General features: G+C 66.3%; 13 protein-coding genes. 5 read left to right on the top strand and 8 right to left on the bottom strand.

Features of this window, described 5'->3' with window-relative positions:
- Window positions 1-3: 3 nt before the first annotated feature.
- The gene (locus tag AC20117_RS15820; protein WP_074698719.1) at window positions 4-801 is read left to right on the top strand and encodes a class I SAM-dependent methyltransferase; all 798 of its coding nucleotides are present in this window, start codon (window positions 4-6) and stop codon (window positions 799-801) included.
- A gap of 30 nt (window positions 802-831) precedes the next feature.
- Here AC20117_RS15820 and AC20117_RS15825 read toward each other — a convergent pair whose 3' ends face one another.
- The 3 genes from AC20117_RS15825 to AC20117_RS15835 all read right to left on the bottom strand — a co-directional run bounded on the left by AC20117_RS15825 (window position 832) and on the right by AC20117_RS15835 (window position 2,966).
- Window positions 832-1,059, bottom strand: coding sequence for a hypothetical protein (locus AC20117_RS15825; RefSeq protein ID WP_074698717.1), 228 nt, complete (start codon window positions 1,057-1,059; stop codon window positions 832-834).
- Window positions 1,060-1,192: 133 nt separating this feature from the next.
- Entirely contained in the window at window positions 1,193-2,029 is an 837-nt protein-coding gene (locus AC20117_RS15830) for a hypothetical protein (protein ID WP_074698715.1), read from the bottom strand.
- 151 nt (window positions 2,030-2,180) lie between these two features.
- Complete coding sequence (locus AC20117_RS15835; protein WP_074698712.1) at window positions 2,181-2,966, bottom strand: VOC family protein; 786 nt, start codon at window positions 2,964-2,966, stop codon at window positions 2,181-2,183.
- Between the two features lie 261 nt (window positions 2,967-3,227).
- On the opposite strand from AC20117_RS15835, the gene AC20117_RS15840 reads away from it, so the two are divergent.
- Complete coding sequence (locus AC20117_RS15840) at window positions 3,228-4,691, top strand: aldehyde dehydrogenase family protein (RefSeq protein WP_074698710.1); 1,464 nt, start codon at window positions 3,228-3,230, stop codon at window positions 4,689-4,691.
- A gap of 146 nt (window positions 4,692-4,837) precedes the next feature.
- Complete coding sequence (locus AC20117_RS15845; RefSeq protein ID WP_074698707.1) at window positions 4,838-5,176, top strand: hypothetical protein; 339 nt, start codon at window positions 4,838-4,840, stop codon at window positions 5,174-5,176.
- A gap of 23 nt (window positions 5,177-5,199) precedes the next feature.
- Here the strand turns inward: AC20117_RS15845 and AC20117_RS23380 are convergent, their stop codons facing one another.
- The 4 genes from AC20117_RS23380 to nirB form a co-directional block, all read right to left on the bottom strand.
- A complete protein-coding gene (locus tag AC20117_RS23380) occupies window positions 5,200-6,180 on the bottom strand; it encodes a hypothetical protein (RefSeq protein ID WP_074698706.1) in 981 nt (326 codons plus the stop codon).
- Between the two features lie 266 nt (window positions 6,181-6,446).
- Window positions 6,447-7,646: a uroporphyrinogen-III synthase gene (locus AC20117_RS15855; RefSeq protein WP_236777337.1), complete on the bottom strand. Its 1,200-nt coding sequence runs from the start codon at window positions 7,644-7,646 to the stop codon at window positions 6,447-6,449.
- Window positions 7,643-8,668: a uroporphyrinogen-III C-methyltransferase gene (cobA, locus tag AC20117_RS15860; RefSeq protein ID WP_074698701.1), complete on the bottom strand. Its 1,026-nt coding sequence runs from the start codon at window positions 8,666-8,668 to the stop codon at window positions 7,643-7,645. Before cobA ends, AC20117_RS15855 begins: the two co-directional genes overlap by 4 nt.
- A 35-nt stretch (window positions 8,669-8,703) precedes the next feature.
- Window positions 8,704-11,472, bottom strand: a complete 2,769-nt coding sequence (gene nirB, locus AC20117_RS15865) for a nitrite reductase large subunit NirB (RefSeq protein WP_074698698.1) — start codon at window positions 11,470-11,472, stop codon at window positions 8,704-8,706.
- Window positions 11,473-11,868: 396 nt separating this feature from the next.
- On the opposite strand from nirB, the gene nirD reads away from it, so the two are divergent.
- Window positions 11,869-12,291 (top strand): nitrite reductase small subunit NirD, encoded by a 423-nt coding sequence (gene nirD, locus AC20117_RS15870; protein ID WP_074702795.1) that lies wholly within the window; start codon window positions 11,869-11,871, stop codon window positions 12,289-12,291.
- Window positions 12,288-13,205, top strand: a complete 918-nt coding sequence (locus AC20117_RS15875) for a sirohydrochlorin chelatase (protein ID WP_236777338.1) — start codon at window positions 12,288-12,290, stop codon at window positions 13,203-13,205. Before nirD ends, AC20117_RS15875 begins: the two co-directional genes overlap by 4 nt.
- Before the next feature lie 72 nt (window positions 13,206-13,277).
- Here AC20117_RS15875 and AC20117_RS15880 read toward each other — a convergent pair whose 3' ends face one another.
- Entirely contained in the window at window positions 13,278-15,170 is a 1,893-nt protein-coding gene (locus tag AC20117_RS15880) for a phospho-sugar mutase (RefSeq protein WP_074698696.1), read from the bottom strand.
- Window positions 15,171-15,172: the final 2 nt, after the last annotated feature.

Here is a 15,172-nt window from a genome sequence, read left to right on the forward strand (position 1 = left end):
TCCATGCCAAAGATCTGGGACTCGGTACTGCTGCTCCCCAAGCTCGCCCGCTTGGCTTCCCGCGTACCCAAAAATCCGCATCATGCGTGGGAAAATTACTGGGCCGGCATCACCCGCACGGGCAAGGACGGCGAGGTCTTGTGGGACGCCGCCGCCGAGTCCGAGCGCCTGAGCTATCTCGCGCCCATCAAGGAACACTTTGATCCGGCGCTGCCGGTGGTCGACGTGGGCTGCGGCAACGGAACCTACACGCGGTGGCTGGCCACCTTGTTCCCACAGGTGCTGGGGGTGGACGTTTCCGCCAGCGCAGTCCGCCGTGCCCAGGCAGAGGCCGAAGCGGAAGGCATCCGCGATGTGGAGTTCGCGGCGATGGACGCGGTGGGCGACGGCGCCGGGAACCTGCTGCGCGAACGGCTTGGTGGCTCCGCGAATGTGTTCCTCCGCGGCGTGCTGCATGTGCTTAAGCCGGAGGAACAAGCACGGCTGGCGGCAAACCTGCACACTGTGGTGGGGGAGCAGGGCCGCGTGTTCCTCGCCGAGACCAACTTCCAGGGCAACCGCTTCGAGTACGTGGGGCATCTGGGCGCCACCAGACACGGCATTCCGCATCCGCTGCGGCGCGCCATCGAGGGCCTGCCCATGCCCGGACATTTCGGCCAGCCGGAACTGACCGGGGTCTTTCCGGACTCGGAGTGGCAGCTGCTGGCTGACGGCCCGGCGGTCATCGAGGCGGTGCCGATGAAACAGGGCTCGGTGACGGAGCAGATTCCCGGCTACTTCGCCGTCCTGCAGGCCAACTGAGCCCTGAAGCTCACTGCCGCCGCAGCTGCGCTATTCCGGACGATGCTCGCGCCCTGCATTGTGCTCGGCTTCCCGAGCCTCTTCCTTGGCTTCTTTCTGGTGCTGTTCGAGCTTTTCCTCGGCCTCGCGCCGCCGCTTCGCTACGGCCCGCGGGTCGTCGACGGGTAAGGCGGCGTCTGGCCGGGCAGGCCCGGTATGAGCGCTGCGGTCATGCTCCCGGTGGCCGTGGCCGGAGGGTTTCGGTTCGTTTTCGTTCATGTGCGCATGGTTCCATATTCGTTACGCCGGCAAAAAGGCGTGTGTGTAGAAGGAGAAGTGGTCTCTGACTCCGGGCCGTTCGCGGCCGGGTGCTCCCGGGGCTCCGCGCGGTGTCGGCCCGGCGCACCCGGAGTCAGAGCTTCGTGCCGGCCAGGAGCTTGGCCGCCGCTGTTCCCCGCGCACCCGCGCAGTTCTTGGTGTAGGTGCCGAAGATGAGTTTGCTGTTCACGCCCATCCGGAAGGCCATGCAGTCCGCCGCCTGTTCTATCCCGCCGGTACCGGTGGTCTTGTAGATCTTGTTCAGCTTGGCCCGCAGTGTTCCCTGCTGCGACGGCGGGTAGAGGCTGAACTCCCGGATGTGCGCGCATTCATGCAGGGCCGCATATTTCAGCAGGTTCCCTGCCGGCCGACGTGCAACATTCATCCGCAGCGACGTGCTGTACGTGTAGCTGTGCAGCCGGTCCTCTTCCAGGATGATCACGTTGGGGCAGTACCTCTTGACCTGGTTGTAGACGGTCTTCTTGTAGCCATTATAAAACCTGGGGTTTTCGTGCCGCAGCGTGACGTGCTTCGATTCCCACCGGGCTTCCTTGCTGCTGGCGTTGACCACCAGGCGATACTTCTTCTTGACGGTGGCCGCAGTGTGGGTAGTCCGGACGGTGACTGCAGTGGAGGTAGCCTTTCCGACCTGCTTCTTCCAGGTCAGCTTCTGCAGCGTGACCCACCTGCCGTTGCGCGATTCCTGCAGCACGCCGGTCCGGTTGGACTTGATGTTCCTCAGGATGTACTGCTGCGAGAAGCGTGTATAGGAGGCGACGTAACCGCCCGCGTTGCTGAACAAAGCCTTCGAATTCGAACTCCCGACAGCCACCACGGACGTGGCGGGCAGTACGGCTGTTGCCGGCGCCGCCGGAAGCATCAGCGAGGCTGTGAGGGCACTGCAGAGCAGGGCAGTAGTTAGGCGCTTCACGTCGAGGTCCTTCTCGAGTGACGGGCAAGGCCCTACTGCCCCGCATGAGGAACTGCCCGCGAATGATTATGGATGGGACTCCATAATCGATGCACCGTGTACCTGGGTCAACGCCCCAATAATGGGTGCCCGGTTTTGAGTATTCCGGAAATCAGGCCTCCACCGCCGGCTCCTGCAGCACCCAGAAAATGGCGCCGTGCGGATCCTGCAACATGGCTATCCGCCCGACGCCCGGAATATCCACCGGTTCCCGTAGGACCGTCCCGCCGCCCTTCTGCGTAATAACGACGGCGGCGTCCGCGTCTTCGGTGCCGAAGTAGACCTCCCAGCGCGGAGACTTGTCCTCGGTCTCGGGTTCCTTGAAGCCTGCCACGTACATCCCCGCGGCCTTGAGCATGGTGAAAGTGCCGCCGTCGACCTGCTCCTCGTGTGCTTCGCCGCCGAGCACCGCGAGGTAGAACGGCACGGCGTGGTCCCAGTTATCGGCTGCCAGTTCGTGCCAGACGATAGTGCCGGGCTCGTTGATCAGCCCGGCTCCGGTGTGCTGCGCGGACTCCCACAGCAGCAGCGGTGTCCCGACTCCGTCTTCGATGGCGGCCATGCGGCCGGACCCGGGGACCTCCGTGGCGGGCATGACGATGAGACCGCCGGCCGGGATCACTTTCTCCAGCGTGGCATCAAGGTCATCGACGGCAAAGTAGGTGTTCCAAGCAGTGGGCACACCCGCTTCCACCGCTTCCGGGGTCTGCCCGGCAATCGCGGCGACGGGAACGCCGCCGATCGTGGCCGTGGCGTAGCTGCCCTGGGCCGAACTGGTGCTGTCCGTGTACTGCCAGCCGAAGAGGGCGCTGTAGAAGGTCTTGGACGCCTCCGGATCCGGCGACTGCAGGTCGACCCATGCCGGGGCACCCTGCGGAAACTTTTCGACTGTGCTCATGGCTGCTCCTGTGTTCGGGCGGCTGATGTTGCAGTTCCCGGCCAGTCTAACCGCGCGCACGGACAGGATGGCGCCGGAGGAGGACACCGGTTTGCCGCTTGCCCGGGAAGCGCAGAAGGCGGGATAAGCACGCACCTATCTTTCCGCCGTCGTGCGTGGTAGCAAGGGAAGTAACCTTATTTTTTTCAATGCAGGCGCGGCTGTGCGTGTTGCAGTGCGCGGGCGCGGAGACCCGGGCGCCTGCCGACAGGGAGGCACATCATGGCAATTCAGCGTGACCTGATCATCGGCGGAAAGCACGTTGCCGCCGCATCCGGCAAGACCACCGAGGACATCAATCCCTACACAGGCCAGCCCTACGCCACGGTGGCTGCCGCCGGTGCGGAGGACATGACCCGTGCTGTCGACGCCGCCGCCGGCGCCTTCGACCAGTGGGCGGGCATGGCCCCCAGCGCGCGGCGCAAGATCTTCCTGCGGGCGGCCGACCTGCTCGAGGAGCGCGCCGAAGACGGCGTCTCCCTGATGGCCGGCGAAGTGGGCGGCGTGCGGAGCTGGGCGCTGTTCAACATCGGCCTGGCCGCGAACATCCTGCGCGAAGCGGCGGCAGCAACCACCGCTCCGCAGGGCGATGTGCTCGCCACGGATATGCCCGGCGTGTACTCGCTGGCGGTCCGGCAGCCGTTCGGCGTGGTGGGTGCCATGTCGCCGTGGAACGCGCCGTTCATCCTGGGCATCCGGGCGATCGCGGTTCCGCTGGCCGTGGGAAACACGGCCGTGCTGAAGCCGAGCGAGGATGCGCCGCTGTCCTGCGGCCTGTTCCTGGCCGACGCGCTGCTTGATGCCGGGATTCCCGACGGTGTACTGAATGTGGTGACCAATGCGCCCGAGGATGCGGCCGACGTCGTGAGCACCATGATCGCCGACGAGCGCGTCCGTTGTGTCAACTTCACCGGTTCCACTGCCGTGGGCCGGAAGATCGGCATGCAGGCGGCCGAGCACCTGAAGCCGGCCGTCCTGGAGCTCGGCGGGAAGAACAGCCTGGTGGTGCTCAAGGACGCCGACCTGGACTATGCAGTGAACGCCGCGGCCTTCGGGTCCTTCATGAACGCCGGGCAGATCTGCATGTCGGTGGACCGGGTGGTGGTGGACAAGAGCTTGGCAGCCGAGTTTACGGAACGGTTCGCGGCGAAGGTCTCCGGGCTGCCGACCGGTGATCCGACCAACCCCGAGACGGTGATCGGGCCGGCGGTCAACGCGAAGTCCGCGCAGCGCCAGTACAGCCTGATCGACGACGCGCTGGCCAAGGGCGCCACCGCGGTGGCCGGCGGCCACAAGCTGGAAAACTCGCTGGTTCCCGCGACCGTGCTGACCGGGACGACGCCGGACATGAAGATCTACCACGACGAGATCTTCGGCTCCGCGACGACCGTGCTGGAGGCCGAGAACCCCGAGCACGCCATCGAGCTGTCCAACGACACCAAGTACGGCCTGACTGCGGGCGTGATCACCGAGAACATCCATGAGGGACTGAAGGTGGCGCAGCGGCTGCGCACCGGGATTGTCCACGTGAATGACCAGCCTGTGGCGGACGAGCCGATGGCGCCTTTCGGCGGGGTACAGAACTCCGGCTACGGCAAGTTCGGGGGGCAGGCCGGGATCGATTCGTTCAGCGAGCTGCGCTGGGTGACCATCCAACAGTACGGCCACGCGCAATACCCGTTCTAACAGCAGATGTCTCTGCTCCTTGCGGTTAGATAACAAGTGAAACGAATGATCGGTAAATCCTTCCATCATCCTGTCCTGCAAGGTATCGTATGTGTCTGTTGTCACTATGAGGATAGTGAACTGAGACTCCCTGGAAAGGGGACAAAATGCCGCATGAGGTGGCGATGCTACGTACCGACGAGCCGGTGGCCACAAGGCCCTCGGACAGCACGTTGGAGCTTGGCGAATTTCTTGGCGACCACGGGGACTGTCTCGTGCAGGAAATCCAAACGCTGTTGGCAGAGCTCGAGGGTAAAGTCACGCGGTACACCTGGCTGAAGTCTTCCCAGGAAACGCCGAAGGAACAGCGGGCCGAGAACATGCGCTCCCTGGCCTTCATGCAGACAGCGTTGGAAGACATCACCGCCACGGTGGTCGGCATCTCAGTGAGCTCCCAGAGCGATCCGGGCATGGAAACTACCGGCAGAATCTCCAGCTGCGGCTAGCGAGCCTAATCGAGTCCGCCGGACTAAGTTGCCAAACGGAGGGCGGCGGTGCGTGCTGCTGCACGCTCCATCGCCTTGATGATCCGGGCCTTGAGTTCTTCCGGATTCGATAAGTCCGACCAGTCCACCCGGAAGAAGTTCCAATGAACCTCGGTGAGGGCGTTCTCCCGTTTCCGTTCATCGAGGATCACCTGGTCCGTGGGCCGGTAGTCGAAGTACTTGCTCCTGCCATCGAATTCGAGGATCAGCAGGATCTCCTTCCAAGCGAAGTCCACCCGGTGATCACCGTGTCTCGTCGAAAGCCGAACCTGCGGTTCAGGCATCGGGATACCGAAGGTACGCAGCAGTAGACGGGTGCGGGTTTCGCCTGGTGATTCGGAGCGGCCGTCGAGAAGGCTGAGGACGTTGCGCGCTTTTCTGATTCCCGGGGCGCCAGGCATCGCGTTGACCATCCCCTCCATCTTGCTCAAGCTGGCTCCGAGCCGCAGCGCATGATCGCCGATGATGACAGCTCGGTGTAGCTCCAGTTCGCGTGCGCAGTCTAATACTGTCCGTTCCAAACTTGTGGCAGTGATTGTCCTGCCTCTCGGCCCTTGTAAAACAACCGTTTCGCCGACAGGCAGAACGCGGTTGTGCGTTTGAACATCCCCTCCGCTGGAGCGCCGGGTGGAGGAGAACGGTTGGCTGAGATGAATTGTCGAGTTGATACTCCAAATGTAGAGATGATGGAGCCGCGCAGCCGTGGTGTGGCTGTACGCGCCGGCATGGGGAGTAGTCAGAAAATGTGCCCGGATCCGCATGAGGTTCTGTTGTTTATGGGTACTTTGTTTCCAGAGCGCTGCGAGTACATAGGCACCCCGTCGAATCCGAAGGACCACGCCCCAACGGACGGCTTCCATTCGTAAGCGTTCACCTATACCGACCTCAGTGAGCTCCGCTGCTGTCAGGACATCCAGCTTGGGCCAAGCGGCTGTAACTCGTGCTTCGACAATATTGCGCTGCATCGCACCATTTTCATGGCGCTGATCAAACCTACGAGTGCCTGCCGCGGGGAATGTGGACAGTACCGGTTATTGGGGGGCGCTGTGTAGGGACTGCCGATTCGGTTGGCACGGTTCGAGTTTGTGCGTAAAGGCGAAGTTCGAACGGGTTATTCGCCCTAAAACGGTTGGGGCCTGCGAAAGCGGTGCTGGCCGGCACCGCTTTCGCAGGCTAGCACCGTTCTCATTAACCAAAGCAAGCTGGCTATTGTCCGTCGGCTGGGCTCGGGCTAGACGTTCAGGCGGTAGCCGCGCTTGATGACCGTGGCCACCAGCGACGCATCAGGCAGTGCCTGGCGGAGCCTGCTGACCGCCATGTCGAGCGCGTGTTCGCCGGGGGCGTCGGGCAGACACTCCAGCAACGCCTCGCGCGGCAGGACTGCTCCGCCGGCGGCCGCCAGCGCTCGGAAGATTGCCAATGGCGTGGGGGACAGGTCCACCCGCTCGCCGCGCAGAATGACCGAGCGGCCTCGGATCTCAAGCTCGCCAAGGGCCGTGTTGAAGCGCTGGATCTGGTTGCCGGACAGGTGCTCCACCACCAGCCGGATGAGCGCGCCCATGCGGTACCGCTCAGGCATGATCGGCCGGACACCGGCATCCTCCAGCGGTTTAGCGGTGACCGGCCCCACCGCGGCGGCAACGACGTCGTACTTGAAAGCGGTCACGAGGGCGTCGAAGAGGCCGAGTTCATGTGCCGTGCTCCACAGGGCGTCCACGGCCGGCGCACTGGTAAAGGTGACCACGTCCAGTTGCCGGGTAATGACCGCCTCGATCAGCCGTCCCACCTTGCCCTCGGCACCCTCCGGCTTGATCCAGCGGTAGGGGGTAACCGTCAGGACCGTGGCGCCGGCGCCGCGCAGCCGGGCCAACTGTTCGGCATCCGTGTACCCGTGCAGTTGGATGGCGACGGTCAGCCCTTCCACCCCTTGTTCCAGCAGCATGTCCACCATCGTGGCTGTGCGCTCGTCGTGGCTGATGCCGGCGTCGTCCAGCCCGGCCGCCCGTACCGCGCCGCGTGCTTTGGGACCGCGGACGAAGATCCGCGACGCCGCGAGGATGTCCATCAGGTCCTCGCCCAGCCCGTGGGCGTCCGCGGCCTCGCACCAGCGGCGCATGCCGTAGGCGGTGGTGATCAGGGTGATGTCCGGGCGGGCGCCGAGAATGGCGGCGGTGTCCTGCATCAGCAGATGGTCCTCCGCAACCGGGGCGATCCGCAGCGCGGGGGCATGCAGAACCTGGGCGCCGCGGCGTTCCAGCGCCGAGATGAGGTCCTCGGCACGGCGGTCCGAGGTGACGCCGACGCGGAAGCCGGCCAGCGCGTCCGCATTCGGGAGCTCCACCAAGGTGCGGAGTTCCTGGTCCGGAGCGCGGGTGAGGTCCTGGCTGGGAGCTGGAGCGGAGGCGGGGACGGCAGCGGCGGCGCCCATCATGCTCCCAACGTGTCGGCGAGCTCGGCCAGTTTGCCGGCGGTTTCTTCGCAGCCGTTGGCCAGCCGGACCACCTCGCCGATGACCAGGATAGCCGGGGGTTTCACTCCGGCTGCACCGGCGGCCGTGACGACGCCGGTCAGCGTGGAGATTGTGGTCCGCTGAGAGTCGCTGTAGCCGCGCTCGACGATTGCCACCGGCATGTCCGCCTTCATCCCGGCGCGGCGCAGCCCGGCGGTGAGCTGGGGCAGCGTGCCGACACCCATCAGCACCACAACCGTCCCGCCGAGGCCGGCGAGGTGTTCGTACTCGGCGTCGGTCAGCGGGGCGTGCCCGGAAACCACGGTGAACAGATGGCTGATTTCGCGGTGTGTCACGGGGATGCCGGCGGCGGCCGGGACCGAAATGGCGCTGGTGATACCGGGGACCACACTGACCGGGACGCCGGCCTTGGCACAGCTGATGACTTCCTCGCCGCCGCGGCCAAAGACATACGGGTCCCCGCCCTTGAGCCGGACCACATTGTTGCCCTCCTGCGCGGACTGGATCATCAGCCGTTCGATCTCGCGCTGCGTGACTTTGTGGTGCCCGGGGCGCTTGCCGACGTCGATCAGCTCGGCCCCCGGTGCGTACTCGGCCAGGTTCCGGTGCGGGGCCAGCCGGTCAAAGAAGACGACGTCGGCCTCCTGCAGTACCTGCCGTGCCCGCACCGTCAGCAGGTCTTCCGCACCGGGACCGCCGCCGATCAGAGTGACATGGCCGCCGGGTGCTGCGGCTTCCTCCCGGGACACCAGCAGCCCACGCCGGCGGCAGGTTTCCGGCAACGCCGACCACCGGGGGTCGCCGTCGTCAATCGCCACCACCAGGGCTACGCCGTCGAGCATTTCCGGCTTGTACGCAGCGGGGGAGGACAGAGTGCGGACGGTGGCGCCGGCGGCACCGTACCGGCGGATTGCCCGCCGCGCTGCCTCGGGAGTGCCGGCGACGAGGACCGTGTAGCCGGTCAGATCCGTATTCGTGAACATAAGGCTTCTCCTTCAGGGGCGGGCGTGGGCAGCGGTTACTGGGCAGTGCGGACAGGGATCGAGGAGCCGAGCAGCACCGGGCCCTCGCCGGCGGCTGCAGCGGCACGTTCGTCCTCGGTTGCGGGGCGGATCATGCCGCGCTCGCTGACGTTGGCGATCGAGTTATCCTGCTGATCCGGCGCGTTCACAAACGAGCGAAAACGCCGCAGCCGGTCCGGGTTTTTCAGCGTAGCGGCCCACTCATCCTCGTAGTTATCAACGTGACGTGCCATTGCTGCCTCGAGGTCATCGGCGATCCCGAGGACGTCATTGATGACGACATCCTTGACATGTTCGATGCCCCCGTCCAGGTCTTCGACCCAGCGGGCCGTGCGCTGCAGCCGGTCCGCCGTGCGGATGTAGTACATCAGGTAGCGGTCGATGTACTTGACCAAGGTTTCGTCGTCCAGATCCTTGGCCAGCAACTGGGCGTGGGCCGGGTTGGCCCCGCCGTTTCCGCCTACATACAGGTTCCAGCCGTCCGCCGTGGCGATCACGCCAACGTCCTTGCCCCGGGCCTCGGCACACTCCCGGGCGCAGCCGGAAACGCCCATCTTGAACTTGTGCGGGGCACGCAGTCCGCGGTAGCGCAGCTCTAGCCGGATGCCCATCGCCACCGAGTCCTGCACCCCGAAACGGCACCAGGTGGAGCCGACACAACTCTTCACATTGCGCAATGCTTTGCCGTACGCCTGGCCCGACTCGAACCCGGCTTCCACCAGTTCCTTCCAGATCTCCGGCAGTTGCTCCAGCCGGGCGCCGAACATATCGATGCGCAGGGCGCCGGTGATCTTGGTGTAGAGCCCGTACTTCTCCGCCACGCGGGCGATCACGCCGAGCTTCTCCGGAGTGATTTCGCCGCCGGGGATACGCGGAACCACGGAGTAGGTGCCGTTCTTCTGCATGTTGGCCAGCGCGCGGTCGTTGGTGTCCTGCAGCGTGCCGCGGCCGCCGTCGAGCGGGTATTCGGCCAGCTGCGACGCGAGGATGGAGCCAATGGCCGGCTTGCAGATGTCGCAGCCCAGCGGGGCCTGGGTGGCCGTGGTGCCGTCCTCGAGCTCCAGTTCCACCGGGAGGCCGAAGCGCAGGAAGATCTCCTCGGCACTGGCCAGCTCGAGGGCGCGCACGGCCTCGAAGAGCTCCGCGCGGGAGAGGGAGAAGTGCTCGCACAGGGCTTTGGAAACGGTGATGCCGCTCTTGGTCAGCTCGGTTTCGAGCAGCTTCTTGAGCATCGGGACGCACGAGCCGCACTGGGTGCCGGCACGGGTGCAGGCCTTCAGCCCGCCGAGGTCCTGCGCCGGGTCCTGGCCCTCGCAGGCGCCGCAGCCGTTGATCGCGTCCCGGATGGAACCGGCCGCCACGTTGTTGCACGAACACAGGATCGCGTCGTCCGGCAGCTCGGTGTCCGGGGCGTCGCCGCCGCCGGCAGCGGAGAGGTACGCGCCGGGTTCGGCAGGCAGCTCGCGGCCCAGCAGCGGGCGCAGGCTCTGGTACGGGGCGGCATCGCCGACGAAGATGCCGCCGAGCAGAGTCTTGGCATCGTCCGTGGTGACGATCTTCTGGTAGACGCCCCGGGCCGGATCCGCGTAGACGATTTCCAACGCGTGCTCCGTCGTGGCGAACGCGTCGCCGAAGCTGGCCACGTCCACGCCGGAGAGCTTGAGCTTGGTGGCGGTGTCGAAGCCGGCGAAGGTGGCCTGCCCGCCGGACAGCCGGTCCGCAACGATCTCGGCCATGGAGTTCGCCGGCGCCACCAGTCCTACACACAGGCCGCCGAAGTTGGCGACTTCGCCCACGGCCCAGATATTCTCGACGTCGGTGGCGCAGGTTTCGTCGATCACGATGCCGCCGCGGGCGCCCATCCGGAAGACGGGGACGAAGTCCTCATCGCCCAGCTCTACCGGCATTCCGGCGGCCCGGCTTGCGGCGGCCTCGGCGTCGGCCTTGGCCCGGTTGTTGACGGTCCGCGCCAGTTCATCGCGTGGCCGGACGCCGATGGAAACCACCACCAGGTCCGCCGGGATGATCCGGCCATCGGCCATTTCGACGCCGGTGACCACCGGTTCGCCATCCGCGCCGGTCTCAGTCAGGACCGCCTTGGGGAAGACGCCGCCGTGCACCTCCAGGCCCTTTTCGGCGACGAGCCGGCCCATGGCCTGGCCCGCGCCCTCGTCCAGCTGGGTGCCCATCAGCCACTTGCCGCCGTCGATAATCACCGGACGGGCGCCGAGGCTCTGCAGCCCGGCCGCGGCCTCGAGCCCCAGCAGTCCGCCGCCGATCGTAACGGCGTTGATGGTGCGGCCGTGCTTCGCGGTCAGTGCGGCGACCTGTTGGTTGATGCCCCGGACGTCCTCGAGCGTGCGGTAGACACTGGTGTGCTCGCTGCCCGGGATGGGCAGGGTGGCGGCGTTGGAGCCGGTGGCTAGCACCAGTTCGTCGTACGGATACCGGCCGCCGCCTTCCGTGATGACTTCTTTGGCAGCCAGGTCCAGGTCCACTGCACGTGCCCCGGTAACCAGGGTGACGCCGTCGTTCTCCCAGAGGCTCTTTTCGCCCAGCGTGAGGTCCACGTCCGTGTCGGTCAGCGCCTTGCTCAGCGCCACCCGGTCGTACGGCAGATGGACTTCCTCGGTCAGCACGGTGATTGCCGTTTGACCCGCAGCGACGGCGTTCCGGGCGCACATGGCCTCGACGAAGCGGTGTGCAGCGGGGCCGCCGCCGATGACCACGATCCGGCGCGATGCAGTGGATTCCAACTGGTTCATGGGCCTACCTCTGGTTAGGGTGCAGTTTCCTGGCGCCGGCCTGAGTCGCGGACCGTTTGAGGGTCGCGGACGGCAGGTCCCGGAGCGTTGCTTTCCAGCCTAGGAGCCCGCCGTTGCGCCCTAATTTCCCTACTGTTTCCCGCAGTTGACTTTTCCCTGGCCATTTCCGGGGTTGGGGGTGAAGAATCCGAAATCTGCCCGAAACATACGACGGCGGGGCGTTGCGTTCCGCTCAATGTGGCCGTGCGGGGCGGGAGGGCCGGCGCATCACAGGCGGGGTGCCGGTGCCGTGAGAACCGTTTTACGAAGCCGAAACAGCGCGGAGGGCCGGATGAAACACGGGCTTCGTAGCGTGGTCGTCATCGACAACCGATCCAACACCGAACGGGGTCCATGATGACCGTACTTACTGCTCCCGAGATTGATCCTGCTGCCGGAACGCTACCTGACGCCCTTGCCGCCGATGCCCTCGACTGGCATACCGTTTGCCGCGTTGCGGATCTGGAAGTTGCCTGGGGCGAGGCTGCACTGATCGACGGCGAACAGGTAGCCCTGATCAAGGTTTCCGCCAGCGAGGTCTACGCGGTTGCCCACCGGGATCCCGTCACCGGCGCCCACGTCATGGCCCGGGGGATCGTCGGCAACAAGGGCTGGCACCGGACGCTCGCATCGCCCCTGCATAAGGAGGTCTACGACCTGGCGACGGGGGAGTGCTTCACCGATCCGGCCTTGGCCCTGCGCGTCTACCCGGTCCGGCTGCGCGAGGGCATGGTCACCGTTGGGCTGCCGGCCGACGCCGCTGTTGGAATCGCCGCATGACTGCTACTGAAGCGCTTGCCAGCACGGGCTTTGGACGCGACGCGATGCTGAACGGGCGGCTCCTGCCCAGGCGGCCGAGGCGGATCCCGCTGCCCGCGCCCGATTCTTCTACGATGCCGGACGATCTTGTCTGCGAACCGTGGGGCGGGTTGGTGGATGTTCACACCGCGGCTTCGCTGGTAGGGGCATCCCATGGCACCAGCTCGCCCGCCGGGCAAGCAGCCATTGGCAACCTGGTCCGCGCCGTGGCCAGGCGCCGGCCGGACCTGAACGTGGCGGAGGCGTTCGTGGATGTCCAGCAGCCCGACGTCTCGACAGTACTGGGCCGGTTGAAGGAGTTGCGTCGGGAGGCCGGAGCTGAGGAGCGCGCCGCCCCAGGTGGACAAACAAGAATTGTGCCGCTGCTGCTTTCCGCCGGCTACCATGTCCACGTCGACCTGGCCGAGGTTGCCGCCGGGCACGAGGGTGTTTCTGTGGCCCGTGCCCTTGGCCCGGACCAGCGGCTGGTCAAGGTCCTGGCCCGCCGCCTGCAGGAAGCCGGTCTGCGCCGCGGCGACCATGTCATCCTCGGCGCCGCCGGCTCCACCGATGCCCGGGCCGTGGCGGACTGCGAAACCATGGCACTGATGCTGGGGAAGTACCTCGGTATGAAGGTGGCCACCGGCTACATCTCCGCCTCACAACCCGAATTGAAGTCAGCCGTCTCTGCCGGGCGGGCCAGGATTTCCCAGTGGCGCTTCGCCGCCAGGAACGCCCGCGTGCTGGTGGCAACCTACCTGCTGGCCCCGGGGTATTTCGCCTCGCTGGCTGCCGGTTGCGGAGCCGACGTCGTCACCGACCCGCTGCTGGTCCCGGATCGGGAGACGCCCGCCGAGCTGGTCAACCTCGTGCTGGAGCGGTTCATTCGCGGCTGAGTTCGTCCCGAAGCCGGGGTACGTTAAAGCGAAAGCGTCTCTAAGCGATGAGATAGCTCAAGGGCAGCTACGTTACAGCCCCAGGGCGTCGCTGATGTCTTCCTTGATCGTTTCCAGCGTGCCGCGGACCTTGTCATGCATCGCGGGCAGCTCATCGGCGCCGTCCACCGGCTGGACCACCTCGATGTAGCACTTGAGCTTCGGCTCGGTTCCGCTGGGCCGGATGATGACCCGCGAACCGTCCCGGGTCAGGTACTGCAGCCCGTCGGTCGGCGGCAGGTCGGCGCTGCCTTCAGCGAGATCCAGCGTTGAGTCCACGGGAGAACCGCCGAACGACGACGGCGGGTTCTCGCGGAGCCGGAGCATCATGGCGCCCAGCAGATCCAGGCTGCCCACCCGCACGGAGAGCTGGTCGGTCGCGTGGATGCCGTGCGCCAGATGGAGCTCGTCGAGTTCGTCGCGGACGTCGCGCCCCTTGGCAATGGAATCGGCCGCATATTCGGCAACCAGCAGGGCAGCGGAAATACCGTCCTTATCCTTGACCAGGTCCGGGGCCACGCAGTAACCGAGCGCCTCCTCGTAGCCGTAAGACAGGCCGGGCACGCGCGAGATCCACTTGAAGCCGGTCAGCGTCTGCACGTGCGCGATGCCGTGCCGCTCGGCGATCTTGCCCAGCAGCCGCGAGGACACGATGGAGTTGGCGAAGACCGGAACGGCGCCACCAGCCGCGCCAGCGGCTCCGGCCGCACTGGACTCCCCGGACTGGGCGCTCCCGGTGCCGGCCCCACCGGCAACCTCGCCCGCGAAACCAGCGCTCGAGCCGGCCGCATCAACGGCGTCGTTCGCTGAATCCATTTCCGCCTGCGCCCTGAGCCGGCCCGCCATGTGCGTGCCCAGCAGGGCGCCCACATCGTCGCCGCGGAGCATGCCCCACTTGCCGGTCTCGGGCCACTTCACGGCGACGGCGGCGCGGTCCGCATCCGGATCATTGGCGAGCACGATGTCCGCTTCGATCCGCTCGGCCAGTTCGAGGGCCAGGTCCAGCGCGCCGGGTTCCTCCGGGTTCGGAAAGGCCACGGTGGGGAACAACGGATCCGGCTCGGCCTGCGCCTCCACCAACGTGACGTCTTCAAAGCCGGCCCGCTGCAGTACATTCAGCGCCGTCTTCCCGCCGACACCATGCATGGGCGTCAGCACGATCTTCAGCCGACGCGACGGAAAAAGCCGCGGATCGGCCAGCGCGGTGACGGCGTCCACGTAGGCGTCCTCGATGGAATCGGGTTCGCCCGAAGCCGGCAGCACGGTCCAGCCGCCTTCGGCCAGCGCAATGCCCTCCAGCCCGTCGAACGCAGCAATCTCGGCGGCAATCTGCCCATCTGCCGGCGCCACAATCTGCGCACCCCGGCCGCTATCCGCCACGGCCCGCCCGCCCAAATAGACCTTATAGCCGTTGTCCTGCGGGGGATTGTGGCTGGCCGTAACCATCACCCCGCCGTCGCACTCGAGGGCACGCACCGCATAGGCGAGAACCGGCGTCGGAAGCGCCGACGGCAGCAGGAACGTTTCGATGCCGGACTCGGTGAAGATGGCGGCGGTCTCCTGCGCGAAAATGTCCGAATTGCGCCGGGCGTCATAACCAACGACGGCGCGTGGCCGGCCATGGGTGCCCACCTTGGCTACCAGGAATCTCGCCAGCCCGGCGGCCGCATGGCGCACCACTACGCGGTTCATCCGGTTCGGGCCGGGGCCAAGGGCCGCCCGCAGCCCGGCGGTGCCGAATTCGAGCCGGCCGCTGAAACTGTCCGCCAGCTCCTGCCGAGCCGCGGATCCGGCCTGGCCTTCCTCGCGGGTGCGCTCCAGCAGTTCGCGGAGTTCCTGCACGGTCTGCGGGTCCGGATCCTGCGCCATCCAGGCTTCGGCGGCGGCGGTGAGGGAAGCCAGCGGATCCTTTTCGGAGTCAGTCAATG

Origin of the sequence: Arthrobacter crystallopoietes (assembly GCF_002849715.1) — a bacterium.
GTDB classification, from domain to species: domain Bacteria; phylum Actinomycetota; class Actinomycetes; order Actinomycetales; family Micrococcaceae; genus Crystallibacter; species Crystallibacter crystallopoietes.

Bases quoted from the DNA above. Each gene is read 5' to 3' on its own strand.
- AC20117_RS15820 (WP_074698719.1), top strand. From the start codon at position 4: ATGCCAAAGATCTGGGACTCGGTACTGCTGCTCCCCAAGCTCGCCCGC.
- AC20117_RS15825 (WP_074698717.1), bottom strand. From the start codon at position 1,059: ATGAACGAAAACGAACCGAAACCCTCCGGCCACGGCCACCGGGAGCAT.
- AC20117_RS15835 (WP_074698712.1), bottom strand. From the start codon at position 2,966: ATGAGCACAGTCGAAAAGTTTCCGCAGGGTGCCCCGGCATGGGTCGAC.
- AC20117_RS15840 (WP_074698710.1), top strand. From the start codon at position 3,228: ATGGCAATTCAGCGTGACCTGATCATCGGCGGAAAGCACGTTGCCGCC.
- AC20117_RS15845 (WP_074698707.1), top strand. From the start codon at position 4,838: ATGCCGCATGAGGTGGCGATGCTACGTACCGACGAGCCGGTGGCCACA.
- AC20117_RS23380 (WP_074698706.1), bottom strand. From the start codon at position 6,180: ATGCAGCGCAATATTGTCGAAGCACGAGTTACAGCCGCTTGGCCCAAG.
- AC20117_RS15855 (WP_236777337.1), bottom strand. From the start codon at position 7,646: ATGATGGGCGCCGCCGCTGCCGTCCCCGCCTCCGCTCCAGCTCCCAGC.
- cobA (WP_074698701.1), bottom strand. From the start codon at position 8,668: ATGTTCACGAATACGGATCTGACCGGCTACACGGTCCTCGTCGCCGGC.
- nirB (WP_074698698.1), bottom strand. From the start codon at position 11,472: ATGAACCAGTTGGAATCCACTGCATCGCGCCGGATCGTGGTCATCGGC.
- nirD (WP_074702795.1), top strand. From the start codon at position 11,869: ATGACCGTACTTACTGCTCCCGAGATTGATCCTGCTGCCGGAACGCTA.
- AC20117_RS15875 (WP_236777338.1), top strand. From the start codon at position 12,288: ATGACTGCTACTGAAGCGCTTGCCAGCACGGGCTTTGGACGCGACGCG.